Origin of the sequence: Gordonia mangrovi (assembly GCF_024734075.1) — a bacterium.
Taxonomy (GTDB): domain Bacteria; phylum Actinomycetota; class Actinomycetes; order Mycobacteriales; family Mycobacteriaceae; genus Gordonia; species Gordonia mangrovi.
Window position 1 is genome coordinate 3,219,476 of record NZ_CP102850.1, and the last position, 14,610, is coordinate 3,234,085.

The 14,610-nt window shown below is 64.4% G+C and carries 12 protein-coding genes; 3 read left to right on the plus strand and 9 right to left on the minus strand.

Annotated elements, in window-relative coordinates; genetic code table 11:
* Positions 1–50 precede the first annotated feature (50 nt).
* Positions 51–1,259: an amidohydrolase family protein gene (locus tag NWF22_RS14595; RefSeq protein ID WP_160903665.1), complete on the plus strand. Its 1,209-nt coding sequence runs from the start codon at positions 51–53 to the stop codon at positions 1,257–1,259.
* 88 nt (positions 1,260–1,347) lie between these two features.
* On the opposite strand, the gene NWF22_RS14600 is transcribed toward NWF22_RS14595, so the two are convergent.
* Together NWF22_RS14600 and NWF22_RS14605 are read right to left on the minus strand one after the other, a co-directional pair.
* Positions 1,348–2,835, minus strand: coding sequence for a class I adenylate-forming enzyme family protein (locus tag NWF22_RS14600; protein WP_160903664.1), 1,488 nt, complete (start codon positions 2,833–2,835; stop codon positions 1,348–1,350).
* Positions 2,836–2,862: 27 nt separating this feature from the next.
* On the minus strand, positions 2,863–3,906 hold the full coding sequence (locus NWF22_RS14605; RefSeq protein ID WP_160903663.1) for a hypothetical protein: 1,044 nt from the start codon (positions 3,904–3,906) through the stop codon (positions 2,863–2,865).
* A 259-nt stretch (positions 3,907–4,165) separates the two neighbouring features.
* Here NWF22_RS14605 and NWF22_RS14610 point away from each other — a divergent pair, with 259 nt between their 5' ends.
* Together NWF22_RS14610 and NWF22_RS14615 are read left to right on the plus strand one after the other, a co-directional pair.
* Positions 4,166–5,809: a class I adenylate-forming enzyme family protein gene (locus NWF22_RS14610; RefSeq protein ID WP_160903662.1), complete on the plus strand. Its 1,644-nt coding sequence runs from the start codon at positions 4,166–4,168 to the stop codon at positions 5,807–5,809.
* A 74-nt stretch (positions 5,810–5,883) separates the two neighbouring features.
* Positions 5,884–6,741 (plus strand): alpha/beta hydrolase, encoded by an 858-nt coding sequence (locus tag NWF22_RS14615; RefSeq protein WP_160903661.1) that lies wholly within the window; start codon positions 5,884–5,886, stop codon positions 6,739–6,741.
* A 68-nt stretch (positions 6,742–6,809) separates the two neighbouring features.
* Here the strand turns inward: NWF22_RS14615 and NWF22_RS14620 are convergent, their stop codons facing one another.
* The 7 genes from NWF22_RS14620 to NWF22_RS14650 form a co-directional block, all read right to left on the minus strand.
* Positions 6,810–7,700, minus strand: a complete 891-nt coding sequence (locus NWF22_RS14620) for an alpha/beta fold hydrolase (protein ID WP_160903660.1) — start codon at positions 7,698–7,700, stop codon at positions 6,810–6,812.
* A 102-nt stretch (positions 7,701–7,802) separates the two neighbouring features.
* A complete protein-coding gene (locus NWF22_RS14625; protein ID WP_160903659.1) occupies positions 7,803–9,449 on the minus strand; it encodes an AMP-binding protein in 1,647 nt (548 codons plus the stop codon).
* A 272-nt stretch (positions 9,450–9,721) separates the two neighbouring features.
* Positions 9,722–10,537, minus strand: coding sequence for an SDR family NAD(P)-dependent oxidoreductase (locus NWF22_RS14630; protein ID WP_160903658.1), 816 nt, complete (start codon positions 10,535–10,537; stop codon positions 9,722–9,724).
* Positions 10,538–10,641: 104 nt separating this feature from the next.
* Entirely contained in the window at positions 10,642–11,391 is a 750-nt protein-coding gene (locus NWF22_RS14635; RefSeq protein ID WP_160903657.1) for an SDR family NAD(P)-dependent oxidoreductase, read from the minus strand.
* Positions 11,392–11,473: 82 nt separating this feature from the next.
* Positions 11,474–12,028, minus strand: a complete 555-nt coding sequence (locus NWF22_RS14640; RefSeq protein WP_160903656.1) for a nuclear transport factor 2 family protein — start codon at positions 12,026–12,028, stop codon at positions 11,474–11,476.
* A gap of 193 nt (positions 12,029–12,221) precedes the next feature.
* Positions 12,222–13,475 carry a CaiB/BaiF CoA transferase family protein gene (locus tag NWF22_RS14645; RefSeq protein WP_258321158.1) on the minus strand — a complete coding sequence of 418 codons (1,254 nt, stop codon included), beginning with the start codon at positions 13,473–13,475 and terminating at the stop codon, positions 12,222–12,224.
* Positions 13,476–13,603: 128 nt separating this feature from the next.
* Positions 13,604–14,590 (minus strand): LLM class flavin-dependent oxidoreductase, encoded by a 987-nt coding sequence (locus tag NWF22_RS14650; RefSeq protein WP_160903655.1) that lies wholly within the window; start codon positions 14,588–14,590, stop codon positions 13,604–13,606.
* Between the last annotated feature and the right edge of the window lie 20 nt (positions 14,591–14,610).

The following is a 14,610-nucleotide window of genomic DNA, read 5'->3' on the forward strand; positions in this document are numbered from 1 at the left end:
GGCGATCACGCAACGTCGCATCCACCGCCACCACGAGGAAGGAAATCCCGATGGCCCTGATCGAGAACACCGTGGGCACCCTGCCCTACCTGATGACAGATTTTGACCAGCATTCATACGAGGCGACCGACGCGTTCACGCGATTCATGCCGAAGAACAAGCTGCACACCGCCGTCCGGCCGGTCCAGGTGCCCGGATATGACCGAAAGGTCCTGCTGGCCAACGACAAGATCGTCACCGCGCTCGAGAACGATCTCGACGAGGCGTACGTTCCGGGCTCGCTGGTGGAGATGCTCAAGCAGCGCGCCTCCGGAGAGACCACCGACTCGGGCCGATTCTATGAACCCATTCAGCCCGAGTATCGAGATCGCGACAAGCGCATCATCCAGCTGGGTGAGCAGCAGATCGAAAAGGCGATCATGTACCCCGGCGGCTGGGCGCTGCTCGCCGAGGCATACCTCGACGGTATCGACCCGCTGTACGACAACATCGAATCGTTCAACAAGTGGATCGACGAGGACTGGGGCTTCGCGTACAAGGACACCATCTATGCGCCGGCCATGATCTCCATGCGTGACCTCGATCGCGCATGTCAGGAACTCGATCGAGTGCTGGACAAGGGTGCTCGGTTCATCGTCATGCCGGCCGGTCCGGCCTACGGTCGGTCGCCCGGTGACCCGTATTTCGATCCCTTCTGGGCTCGGATCAACGAGGCGAAAGCCGTGGTGTGCTATCACATTTCAGAGTTCTACTATCAGTCGAACGTTTCGGTGGACTGGGGCTGGGGTCTCGTCCCGCCGTTCCAGTTCTCGGCGTGGCAGTGGCAGAACGCGTACGGCGAGCGACCGATCACCGACACGTTGTCGGCCCTGATCTTCGACAACCTCTTCGGCCGATTCCCCAACATCAAGGTGCTGGTCAGCGAGTTCGGTGCTGAGTGGGTGCCGCACTTCATCCGTCACATGGACAAGAGCCGCGGCATGGCGCGCAACGGCCGCTGGCTGGGAGGCCAGCTGTCGGAGCGCCCCAGCGAGATCTTCAAGAAGCACGTGCGGGTCGTTCCCTACCCGGAGGACGACACGGTCGGCATGGTGGAGAAGCTCGGCTCCACCGAGACCCTGCTGATGGGGTCGGATTGGCCGCATGCGGAGGGGCTGCGCGAGCCCGCCGACTTCTTCTCGCGCGTGGAGGGTCTCGGCGACGACACCCGCAAACTGTTCTTGCGTGACAACGGATTGGATCTGATCGCCGGTCGCTGACCGACGACGCGCCGTCCGACGGCCGGTGGTGGCGATCAGCCGCCACCGGCCGTTGCTGTAGGTGCTGCGCGTCTCAGGTCTGCGCGTCTCAGGCGCGGCGTAGGCGGGCGCGCTGGAGTTTGCCGGAGTCGCTGCGCGGCAAGCTGTCGACGGCGATGATCTGGTCGGGGATCTTGTACGTCGCAAGTCGCTCCGATGCGGTGGCGCGCACCTCATCGAGTGCGGCCGGTGCCGAGGTGACGACATAGGCGACGACCCGCTCGCCGCGGCGGTCGTCTGGTTCGCCGATCACGGCGGCGTCGGTGACCGATGGGTGCCGCAGCAGTTCGGCCTCCACTTCGGTGGGGGCGACCTGGAATCCGGAGACCTTGATCATGTCCTTACGTCGGTCGACGATCCACACCCGACCGTCGTCATCGATGCGGCCGATGTCACCGGTTCGGAACCAGCCGTCGGGACCGAATGGGTCGTCTTCTTCTCGACTCGGCTGCACTGTGTACGACCGGGCGACGCACGGGCCGCGAAGCTCGATCTCGTCGTCGGTGCCGAGTCTGATCTCCATACCCGGTGCTGGGAAGCCGGGTGAGTCCAGCCGCCACTGCTCCGGCTCGCCGACCGGATTGAACACCGGCGCGAATGCCTCGGTCATGCCGTAGGAGCACAGGAATCCGACCCCGGTCTTGCCGGTGATTGCAGCGGCCAACTGCTGGGGCACCGCACTGCCACCCCACATGAAGTAGCGCAGCGCCGGGAAGTCCGCTCGGCTGATCTGCGGCATGGAGGCGAGCCGGTGTGCCACCGTTCCGGCCAGCGGCCATACCGTGACCTCACCGGTCTTGAGTTGACGAAGGCATTCGTCGAAGTCGAAACGCTCGAACAGGGTGACGTGCGCCCCGGCGGCAATGGCGGCGCCCAGCATCGACGTCCCGAAGATATGGCACAGCGGCAGGGAGATCTGGAGTTTGTCGCGGTCGGTCAGCGCGAGCTGATCGACGAGGATCCCGATGCCGCCGCTGAGACTCGCGTGGGTGTGCACCACACCCTTGGGGAGTCCGGTCGTGCCCGACGAGAACGGAATGCACAACTCGCCGGCAGGATCCGGTTGCTCGCGGACCGGTTCGCCCGGAGGTGTGGTGTCGGCATCGAGCACGATCGCCGCCACATCGACGGCAATGCGATATCCCTCCGCCGTACCACGATGCCGATCTGAATGAATCGCTGCGGCAGCGTCGAGTGTCGCTGCCGCATGACCGATTTCATGCGCCGTCCAATACGGGTTCGGGCAGGCGAACGCGGCTCCGATTCGTGCGAGCGCGAACTGGCAGACGAGATACTCGGGCCGGTTCTCCATGAGGAGCAACACGCGCATACCGGCGGTGATGCCCGCGTGCTCGAGCGTCGCGACGGCATTGCGCACCACAGCGTCGAGCTGCGCATACGTCCAGGTGCGCCCCTGGAAGGTCAGCGCCGGACGGTCCGGGGTGCGGTGGGCGGCGAGTTCTGTGAGTAGCGCGTAGGGCGCGAAAGGTTCTGCCCCCGGCCGGCCGGCCGGGGGCTGCTCGTCGGTGTTCGTCATGAGCGAGACGCTACGCCCGGGCGGATGTCACCATCGGCGTCGTTCGCCGTTGGCAGGGACGGATTCGCCCCAGGCCATCCAGACGTCGGGAGTGCGTGTGTCGGAGACGCGGTGGATGCGGCCTTCCTGCTGTGGGTTGGGGATGGCGCCAAGGCCTTCCATCCGTCCGTGCGGGTCCGGCTCGCAGCGCCAGCGCTCGCCATCGATCGTGTAGTCGATTCCGTTGTGCCAGTAGCCTTCAGCATCGCGAATGATGGTGGTATCCATCGACTTGCCGACAGAGACGGTGCCGTCGCTTCGAGCGCTGACCGCCACATGGAAATCGCCGTTGCCGAACAGAAAGTGTCCCACCTCGCACGACCCGTCGTCCCAGTGGTTCGCCCAGGAGTACCAGGTGGTGTACTCGGCATCGTGCAGCGGGTCTTTGCTGACGTAGAGGCGTGCGTTCGGGGGCATCCAGGCCTCCTCCCAGAAGAGGAATCCGCGGACATGTCGGTCGAGTAATTGTCCTTCCACCAACCACGTCTGGGTGAGATACAGCAGCGACGATTCCGGACCGGGCAGGAACCATTGCAGCGGAGGTGCTGCGAGGGAGGAGCCGGTCACGTCGATGACCCCACTCTCCGCGTATTCGAAGCGTTCTGGCGACAGCGACAGCCGTGTCGTCTGCGTCGACGTGCTCGATGTGCCGGTGAACTGCACGGCCGAACCATCCTCGATCACTTCGCGGACGAGTTCGTTGCTGTCCGGCGCGTGTCGCGGTTCGCGGCGCAGTCGCATCTGCGATCCTTGGCCGCCCTCGAGCAGGATGAGTTTTCCGCCGAGCGATTTGATGTCGGCGTTCGCCTCGGGGTCGCGCACGGCTGGGATGCGCCTCATGATCGAGTAGAGGTTGCCGTCGTCGTCGCGCAGGGAGCCCCACATGTATCCGGCTTCTGGGGTCAGTCCATGAATGGTTCGGTCGACATCGAGCGCCGCGGCCGGGTCGAACGCCCGGGATGAAACGATCGAGGCATGGTTGAAGCAGCCGGTCGGCGACTGGGCGTTGAGATTGATCGTGTCGGTTGTCATCCTGGTCTTCCTGTGACGGTGGGCTACCTGGAGTAGTCGAGGCGCCGCGTCGACTGTGCCGACGGACTCCTCCCTGTTGCGGGAGTATGTGGGGCTTTGTGGCACCCCATTCATATATAGAGCAATCCGTTAACTAATTCAAGGGTCCGGGGTCGAACCGCCGGCCTCGCCTCGGCGTGAGTCCGCTGTTGATATAGATTAATTATCTGTATATTAATACGCGGCTGTGATCCCTCAATTCTCTACGGCAGGACCATCGATGTCTGAATCCTCCTCGCTGCCGGGACCGACAGAACCTCCTCGCTCTGGTTGGTCCTATGCGCGGTTGCGCGCTGACGAGGTGGCACGTGAGGCCGGCAGCACAGTGGGCGAGCGCATCGCGATCGCGGCCGGGCGGCATCCCGCCAGAGCTGCGGTGTCGTGGGTGGACGACAACGACACCGTATGGTCGGTCAGCTGGCGAGAGATGTATGCGCGGGCGATCCGCGTGGGTAGCTCACTGCGGGCGTACACGCCGGCGCATTCGCGAGTCGGCGTACTCGGCCGCGATCGGGTGCAATGGGTCGAGGCTGTCTTCGGCGCGGCGTGCGTCGGATACGGCGTGGTCCCACTGCCGCCCTCCGACACCGCGGACGACCTGATGAAACGCTGTGGGCAGACAGGTGTCGACCTGGTGATCGCGACAGATGACACCCTGCAGTTCGCGGCCCAGGCGCTGCCCGGGGTGCGGGTGGTGAGTGTGTCCGCCATGGCTGACACCGCACCCCCGGTCGACGGCCTGCAGCGGGCACCGACACGAGCCGACGACGCGTTCCTCTTCCAGTTCACCTCGGGTACCACGGGCACTCCCAAGGTCGCGGTGTTGTCCCACCGGGCCGTCCTCGGCTCGGCGGAAGGCTATGTACGCGGGGCCGGCGGCAAGGATGGCGCTGTGTTGGTGAACCCACTGCCGCTCGATCATGTCGGCGGGTCGGTGGCCGGGGTGATCGGGGCACTGAGCGTCGACGGGACCTATGTCGCGGTGCCGAGCATCGACCCCGATGCGATCACGCGGGCCATCCGCCACACCTCGCCGGACGTGATCGGGTTGGTGCCGACGCTGATGGTCGATCTCCTGGAACGAGGTACCGCAACGGCGGCGGACTTCGCGTCGGTGACCTCGGTGATCGGTGGCGCGACGCGAGTGGACGCGGGTTTGATCGACAGAATCGAACGCGACCTGGGAATCCGCTTCCTGGTGGGATACGGGCAGAGCGAAGCACCGTGCATGTCCTTGAGCGGACTGACGGACTCCGTGCTGGCGAGGACTCGGACGATAGGCCGACCGCTGGGTGGGCGCGATTACTGCATCATCGCCGATGGAGCGGTCGTCCGCGACGGCGAGGTCGGTGAACTCTGCGTGCGTGGCCCGCTGATCATGTCCGGCTATCTCCAATCCGATGGCACCGTGCGGACGGAGACCGACTCGGCCGGCTGGATGAGGACCGGGGACCTCTGTTCGATGGCCGACGGGATCGTCACGTTTCACTCGCGTCTCCGGGACGTCGTGATCCGCGGCGGCGAGAATTTGTACCCGGCCGAGATCGAGCCCATCCTCGCCGACTGCGAATCCGTGGGAGAAGTCTCGGTTTTCGGGTTGCCGGACCAACGGCTGGGGGAGCGGCTGGTGGCCGCGGTCAGGCCGGCGCCCGATGCGCAGGTGGACGTGGCCGATCTGCAGGCATTCGCAGCGGAGCGACTTCCACGCAAGAAGCAGCCGGCGGAGTGGTTCGTCGTCGACGACTTCCCCCGAACATCCACCGGAAAAATCCGCAAGAGCGATCTCGCCCGACGGTTGGACCTCGACCAGCCACTCCACGGGGCGCAGATACGCAGTCATGCAGAACAGGAGATTGGTGACTGATGACGAATCAGATGAGTGAGGCATTGACTGCCGCTGACAGTCCCGTTGAGGTGATCCGCGTACCCGTGGGGTCGGTGTCGCTCTCCGGATTGGCGGCGCTGCATGACTCGCCACGAGCGCTCGTGCTGGCTCTACACGGTGGGGGCCTGCACGCCGGCTATTTCCATGGGGGTGCCCACGAGGACCTCTCGCTGCTGACCCTCGGACATCAACTCGGGTACTCGGTGATCGCGCTCGACAGGCCCGGGTACGGAACGACAACAGATATCGAGGACGAGCACGTCAGCCTCAGCGGCCAGGTTGCCCTGCTGGTTGAGGCGATAGGCCACTTGGCGTCGGCTTATGACGTCGGCGCAGGCATCTTCCTGGTCGGCCATTCCTTCGGCGGTATCACCGCGATCACGCTCGCAGCCGCGCTCGGCGACGACACGCGGCTGCTCGGGCTGGACGTCAATGGTGTCGGCGCAAAGTATGACGATGGCCTCCGGGCTCACCTGCACAGCTCCACATTCGGTGACGCAGAACTGCCCACCGAATTCCGTAGCAGGCGATCGCACTGGGGGGACGAGGAGTTCTACCCACCCGCGACGTTTGACCGCTCACTGGATCTGCGTCCACATGCGCCGGTGCCCCAAGTCGAACGAATCGACGCGGTGCGATGGCCCGAACGCGTCGCTCACGAGGCCGCACGGGTCACTGTCCCGGTGCATCTGACCTTCGCCGAGCAAGAGTACAACTGGGCGGTGCAGCCGGACGATATCGACGAGTTCGCGGGCCTGTTCGTCAACTCGCCGTTGGTGCGGTCCGACGTGCAGGCTGCGTCGGGTCACAACACCAGTCTCGGGTGGGCCGCGCGCCCTTATCATCTGCGCGCCTTTGCATTCGCCGAAGATGCCATCGTGTACCAGAGGCTCCTTGGCGCTCGGCAATGAGGTGAGCGCGCGGCGGCAAGCCACGTAACCGTGCACCGGTTCAGCGGTGCATTCAACAGGTGCTGCGGCTACACCCCGTCGAGAAAGTCGGAGATCGACGCGACGAAGACGTCGTTGTCGTCGCCGGCGACCATATGCGTCGCATCGGCAACCACCACGCTGGACGCATGCGGCACCAGCGCGCGGAGTTCGTCGACCCCGTCGTCACTGACGATGTCGGATTTTCCGCCGGACACCAAGACCGTGGGAACGGTGATTCCCGCGCACGCGGCTATCATCCGGTCGCGTCGGTCCACGGGGTTGTCGAGATTGGCCCCCAGCCGGTGGAATGCGGGATCCCAGTGCCAGTAGAGCCTCCCGTCCTCTCCCGTCCGCACATTCTTCCGAAGGCCCTCGATGTTCTTGGGGCGCGGATGGTTCGGGCGGTACGCGGATACCGCGTCGGCAACCGCCTCGAGATCGGCAAAGCCGTCCGGAGCCGAACGCATGAACTCGGCGATCCGTGCCACGCCCTCCGGCTCGATGCGGGGGGTGATGTCGACCAACACCAACGCGCGGAGCAGACCCGGGTGCTCGCCCTCGGCAATGAGTCCCGTCATCCCGCCCATGGATGCGCCGACCACGACCGGGCGGCCGAGATCTGGGCCGTCGAGGTCGGACACTTGATCGACGATGGCGAGCAGATCATCGACCAGGACGCCGATTCGATAGTCGCCCTCGGGTGACCAGTCACTCTGCGCGTGCCCCCGTGCGTCGAGGGTGATGACCTCCCAGCCGATGGCCTGCAATGCCCGTGCGGACCGGTCCCACGAGTGCCGGGTCTGGCCACCGCCGTGCAGCATCAGAATCCGGCCGCGCGGTGCCACACCTTCCGCGACGCGCCAGCGGTCGCCGCGGACTGTGCCCGCGCCACCGCGAAACTCGACCGGATCGGCGTTCGCGTGAGCCGTGCGTTCCATTCAGTTGCTCCTCTGTGAGGGGGTTCGGCGCCCAGTACCCGCATGGCAATACGGCCGCGTCGTCGCGACCGCGGCCGTATTGCCAGTAACAGACTATTCCGCTCAGCTCATGGCGGCGGCCTTGGCGGGACGACGCTCAGCCCAGTCCGGCGCTTCCTTTGTACGGTCCCAGGTGTCGCTGGTCACGCCGAAGTCCCGCAGGACGTACTTCTGGATCTTCCCGGTCGGTGTCATCGGGAAGTCCTGCACGATCTTCACATAACGCGGGACGAAGAAGTACGGCGCATTCTCGTCGATGAACTTGCAGAACTCGAGCGGGTCGATCACCGCCCCCTCGTTCGGCTGCAGCACCAGCATCAGTTCTTCCTCATGCTCGAGGTCGGCGAGTTTGACCCCGACGGCGGCGGCATTTGCGACATCCGGATGCCGCAGCGCGATGTGCTCTACCTCGAAGGTGGAGGTGTTGCGACCCTTGTGGCGCAGCGCATCCTTCTTGCGGTCCACGAAGAAGAGCTCACCGTCTTCGTCGCGGCGTCCGAGGTCACCGGTGTGGAACCACAGATTGCGGAAGGCCTCGATGGTCTTCTCGGGCTCATCGAGGTACCCGCTGAACAGGGAACCGGGTACGCGCGGCCGCACGCAGAACTCGCCGACCTCGCCAACCCCTACCTCGGCGTCGTTGTGGTCCAGGAGTCGGGTTTCGACCAGATCGTCGTCAACGGTGTACCCGGACGACCCCGACTTCAGCGGCATATCGGAGGTGTAAAGCGTGGCCCCCATCACTTCGCTGGTGCCGAACCCGGCGGCGATCCGTTCGACACCGAAACGCTCCATGAACGGCTTCATGATCTGCGGCACGATCGGCGCCATCACCAGCGACCGCAGCGGATTGTCGGCGTCATCGGGCTTGGGCGGCTGGTTCATCAGGTAGATGTGCATGGTGCCCAGCGTCATCGTGTGCTCGGCTCCGAAATGGCGGATGCGATCCCAGTAGTCGGAGACGGAGAAGCGGGAATCGATACATGCCGTACCGCCGCTGACGAGTGCGGGGAAGATGTTCATGACCCAACCGCCGGAGTTGTACATCGGCATGGGGTAGTAGAACACCTCGCCCGGTCCCTGCACCTTGCGGAAGACGTCATTGTGGCGCTGTGCCCACAGCATCCAGACGGCATGCGGTTGCATGACGCCCTTCGATCGGCCGGTGGTGCCCGAGGTCCACAGCACGGCGCTGGTGTCGAGTGGATCGTGTGTGATCGATCCCTCCCAGCGCTCGTTCTTCGCGAGATCCGCGAAGTCATGCGACACCACTCCCTCGAGTTCGCTTCCACCGCTTCCGCGAACGATGACGTGCTTGAACGGGAGATCATTGAGCTTCGCCACTTCGGCCAGGTGATGCGCCTCGACGACGAGGACCTCGGCCTTGCTGGCCCTGAACAGTTCGGCGAGCCAGTCGCCCCGATACTCGGTCGAGAACGGCGACCAGACGCCGCCGGCCCGGTTCACTCCGAATGCTGTGACCGCCAGGTCGGCGGAGTTGTCCATGAACAGCGCGACGCGTGAACCGACACCCACACCGAGGTCGCTGAACCCCTTGGCGAAGCGATCGGCCAGTGCGTCGACCTCCCCGTAGGTCAATGACGTATCAGCGTCCCGCAGGAAAACCTGTTCGCTCCGCTCCTCGGCCTGAAGTCGGAGCACATCGACAGGAATGCGGTGGGCGAGATTGTTCAGGGGATCTGTTGTCATATCTTCGCACTCTCTTCGTTGCCAGTGTCGGCCCTCGTCGGGGCGGGACTCATCGCGGATCAATGTGACGTAATTATTAAACTATATGATCGGTGTGGCGTCAACCACACGCGCGCTAATTGTCGGAATTGGGCCACAGTGGGTACGGGCTGCTCAGAAGCGTGTTGAAGCGCCGGAAACACCTCGCGGACAAGTCTGTTCGTAACGAACGGACTTGTCCGCGAAGGCCCAGGGTGCCCGACCGTTGCCGGCCCGCAAACGTCTCGGTGGTTTCAGGAACCGGCGCCGGCCATGAGGTCGCTGATGTCGGCGACGTAGGGCGCGTGCGCCAGCAGGCCGCCGTCCACGTGGATGACCTGGCCGGTGATGAAGCTCGATTTGTCCGACGCCAGGAAGATCGCGGCATGGGCGATGTCCTCGCGAGCGCCCAGTCGGCCCATCAAGTGCTGGCGGGTCATGATCTCGGCCATTTTTCCTGCCGCCCAGTCCTTCTCGGTGGCCGGGGTGACGATGAGGCCGGGTGAGATCGCATTGCACCGGATCCCGTGGCGTCCGTACTCCACGGCCGCATAGGTTGTCAGGCGCGCGATCGCCGCCTTGCCCGCGCCGTAGGCAGGATGTCCGAGATCGCCGGTCGCACCCGCATCCGAGGTGGCGTTGATGATGGAACCGCGGCCGCGCTCCCGGATGCGCTCGGCCGCCATCTTGGTGCACAACATCGTGCCGCTGACGTTTATGCGAAACGTCTCGTCCCATGCCGAGGCGTCGGCGCGCGCGATGTCGTGATCGAGGTTCTTCGCGATGTGGGTGGCCGAGGCGTTGTTGAAGATCGCGTCGAGACCGCCGTAGGTGTCAGTGGTGTAGTCGAACAGTGCCGCGATCGACTGGTGGTCACCGAGGTCGAACGTGCATGCCGACGCCTGTCCGCCTGCCGCGACGATGGACTTCGCGACTCGTTCGGCGGCGTCGGTATTGATGTCGGCGACGACAACCGATGCGCCCTCTGCCGCGAACAGTTCTGCGGTCGTCTCACCGATCCCCGATCCGGAACCGGTGATGATTGCTACTTTGCCTTCGAGGTCAGCCATTGTTCTCTCCTGATGTGACTATGTCGTTTACAGTGCGTTCGTCTGTGCGGACCGAGGGTGAGATCCTGAGGCTCGCTCTGCGGGAAGCTTTTCGGAGCAAGCTGTCATGCACCCCCCGTCAGCATCAGCGTCTGGCCCGACATATAGGTGAGGTTCTTGTCTGCCAGCGCAACAACCGCGCCGCCGATGTCGGTCTCGGGATCGCCGACCCGCCCCAACGGCACGGCCTTCTGCATCCGTTCGAACCGTTCCGGATTCGCATCGCGGAACTCTTCCATCGCGGGGGAGAGGGCATTGGGGACGATGATGTTGACCCGAATGCCGTGTGGGCCCCACTCGCGGGCCGCGACGCGACTCAGTCCGCGAATGGCCTCTTTGGCCATCGCGTACGCACCGAACCCCTTGTTGCCCTCAATCGCGGTAGTTGACCCGAAATTGACGATGCACGGATTGGCGCTCGCCTTCAGGTGGGGGAACGCTGCCTGCATGGCGAAAAAGGTTGCCATGGCGCCGCTGTTCCACGACAGTTCGATGTCCTCGACGGTCACGTCGACCAGTGCTCCCTGATTGGAGGACTGTGCGTTGTTCACGAGGATGTCGAGTCCGCCGAGCTCCTCGACCGTTCGCGACACCGCCGCGTCCACGTCTTCACGCTTGGTGACATCGCACTTTACCGCGATGGCTCGCGCGCCCAGCGCGGTCAGCTCGTCGACGACGGCCACACACTTCGACTCCGTTCGACCGACGACCGCGACGGCCGCGCCCGCCTTCGCCAGTGCGTGGCTCACGCCACGCCCGATTCCTTGCCCGCCTCCGGTTACCAAGGCAACGTGTTCAGCCAGAACACCACTCATTTCGACTCCTTGTCGGCTTCATCTAGGTCGTTGGTGAATGCAGGAGGTGCGAAATCCCCCCGCGGAAGGGACACGCTGTCCATCAGGAATCGAGCGGCGAAGCAGTGATGCCGGATGTGTCGTGTCCCGACCAGAACTCATGCCAGGTCGAGGGCGTCGACAGGGGTACGGTGGGCGGATGTGGCGACGTGTGCCACTCGTCGAAGCCTGCCTGCTGGGGGGTTCTGGTGACGTCTGCGGCGTACCAGTGGTATTCGCGGCGGCCCTTGAACAGCCACTCTCCGTCTACTCGTCGGTAGCGGTCGTCGTAGCGGATTGCCATCGCGATCCATCGATCGCCGACCTCGTGCTCGGCGCGGCAGTACACATGGCCGTGCGCGGAGTCGCTGTCGTCGAGGATGATCCGATGTCCCATGATGTTGTGGATCGAGCGGTAGAACTGTTTGATCTGCGGTGTGATGAACTCACGCAGCGCGTCGCGCCCGGAGCCATAGGGGCCGGCGCCCACATCCGGTACGAACAGATTGATCCACGATTCCACGTCGCGTTCATCCACTGCGATGGCGTATCGGATCGCGAGCTGCTGGATGTCGAGCTGAGCCTCGATGCGCTCGAGTCGTTGCGTCTCGGTTCTCATCGACGGCTCCCGATGTCGAGAATGGTGCGGTCCAGCGACCGACCTCGTGAGTAGGGTGCGGATTCCACGTGTGACACCGAGTCCTCCTACGGCCTCTTAATTAGCTTAATAAAATTACTATATTTTGGGCATTGGGCCACGTCAATGGCCTCGCTCCGCGTAAACACGCGTGAGCCGTGGACGCGGGAGACGCCTATTGCGCCGCGTCCCCCGCCGAGATCATGGCGTCGATGTCGGTCTCGGAATACGACAATTCGGCCAGTACCTCCCGGGTGTGCTGTCCCAGCGCAGGTGCAGGCCTGTTGACGGTGAATCGCTCACCGTCGATCATCGCCGGTGAACCCACGTACGTGAACGGCCCGGCGTCGGGGTGCTCGCCGTCGACGATGATGGACCTCGACCGGATGTGGCGGTCCTGTGCCATCTCCAGCAGTGTTGACGGGGCCGGCCCGAGCGGGAATCTGTAGGCGATCGCCAGCTCGACCCACTCGTCGCTCGTCCGGGTCCGGAACACCTCATTCAGTTCCTCGCGGAGCGCGTTCTCGTCTGCACCGAAGTCGACGCCGCCGGTATTCGTGGTGGCGTCGGTGATGAGATCCGGCCGATCGATCGCCGTGCAGAAGCTCTGCCAGAACTTGTCTTCGATGGCGGCGAGGATGACGACGCGATCGTCTTTGGTTTCGTAGAACTGATACTTGGCGCCCGTCCACACTCCGCCGTCAACCGTGGGCAGCGAGCTTCGGTCGGTGAGCCGAGAATCATTGAGCTGGTAAGTCACTCCGGTCAACGCCTGGGCGACGACGGCGTCGGAACCGGCCACGTCGATCATGCACCCTTCGCCAGTGCGTGATCGCGCCACCAGGGCCGCGCAGATGTTCATCGCGGCGTGTGCGGCCGCGGCGGTGGTCGCCTGCCCGCCCTGTTCGGCTCCCCCGATTCCCGATGGAGGAATGGGATGCATGAGTCCGTCGGCGCCCCGTTCGACCGGGTTCGCGCCGGCGAGTGCGGTCATCAGCATCCCGTGCGTGGGGATCGTGGCGTAGGGCCCGAGAATGCCGAATCCGGACACGGCGGCGTATACGACCCCCGGGTTGCGTTCACGCTGGGCGGCGTACCCGATCCCGAGACGGTCCATGGCGCCGCCCGCATTGCCGTCCACAAAGACGTCTGCACTCTCCAGCAGTCGCCACACGGCCTGGCTTCCGGACTCCGATCTCGCATTGATCGCGACGCTGCGCTTGTTCCTGTTCACCTGAACATGCGCGGGGCTGTTATGCGGAGTGATCTGACCCATGAAGTCGCGCAGGTAGTCGCCGCGACCCGGGCTCTCGAGTTTGATCACATCGGCCCCGAGATCGCCCAGCAACATCCCCAGGGTGTCGCCATTGAGCAACGATGCCGATTCGACGACTCGGATGCCTGCGAGCAGGTCGCGTTTGGTGTGCACTGTCTCCTCTTTCCTGAGGGTCAACAGTTCGAGAACGTTCGTGATCGATGACTGCTGAGCCGGAGTAGTTGGGCTTGTCTGGTTGTGGGTTACCGGTGGCGCAAGCTGCCGAGGGTTCGGCGCTGCCCCTACGTATCTTCTGCCGGAGCGTCGGCGAGGAGGGGGCGCATCCGTTCGCAGATGAGGGTGACGTTGCGGCGCACCATCTCCTCCGGCATACCGCCCAACGAAGCCCAGAAATAGACCGTGTCCACCGGCGCGCCGTCGCTGTATGCGCGGACACGATCCGCCACCGATTCAGGCGTGCCATAGAAGAAGTAGTCGAGGCTGGCGCGAGGGTGACGCCCGGCGACCCGTTCCGGGTCGACCGGTCGCGGTATCGGCGCATCGGTCCCCTGAACCATATGGCGACGATATGAATCGAGCTGATATGCAAGATGTTTGGAGACCGTCGGCCAGTCCTTGTCGGGATCCTCGGTCGCCCATCCCTGAATGCCGCCACCCATCTGCGCCAGCTCGATCGGATGGCCGGCTTCACTCAGGGCGGCGCGATAGTGCGGCCACATCTCCGCGTTGGGTGTCAACAATGACGCGCCGAGGCGACCGGCACGGGCGGCTCCCTTGGGTCCGAGATAGCCCATCCAGATGGGAATCGGCTGCTGCACGGGGCCCGGTGTGACACCACCTGTCGACCACAGGTCACGCAGTTCACCGACCCGGGCGTCCGTGGTCCCGTAGCGCTTCTTGTGCTCTGCGCCGTAGAGCTCGAACTCGGGGTGGCGGTATCCAGCTCCGATTCCGAGGTCGAGTCGACCACCCGATATCAGGTCGACGATCGCTGCTTGCTCGGCCAACTCTGCCGGGTGATGCAAGGGGGCCACGACTATGCCCGTCCCGATGCGTGCCTGCTTCGTGCGTGCCGCTGCCGCGGCCGCAAGAGTCAACGGCTGCGACAGGTACCCGTCGTCGAACTTGTGGTGTTCGGTGAACCAGAGCGAATCGATGCCGAGCCGGTCGGCCTCTTCGCACAACTCGAGTGTGAACGAGTACAGCCGCTGTGGGTCGGTCTGCCATTGCGGCGGGTTGCGGAGATCGAAGTAGAGGCCTACTCGCATGCGGGTTCCTTCTCTCCGGT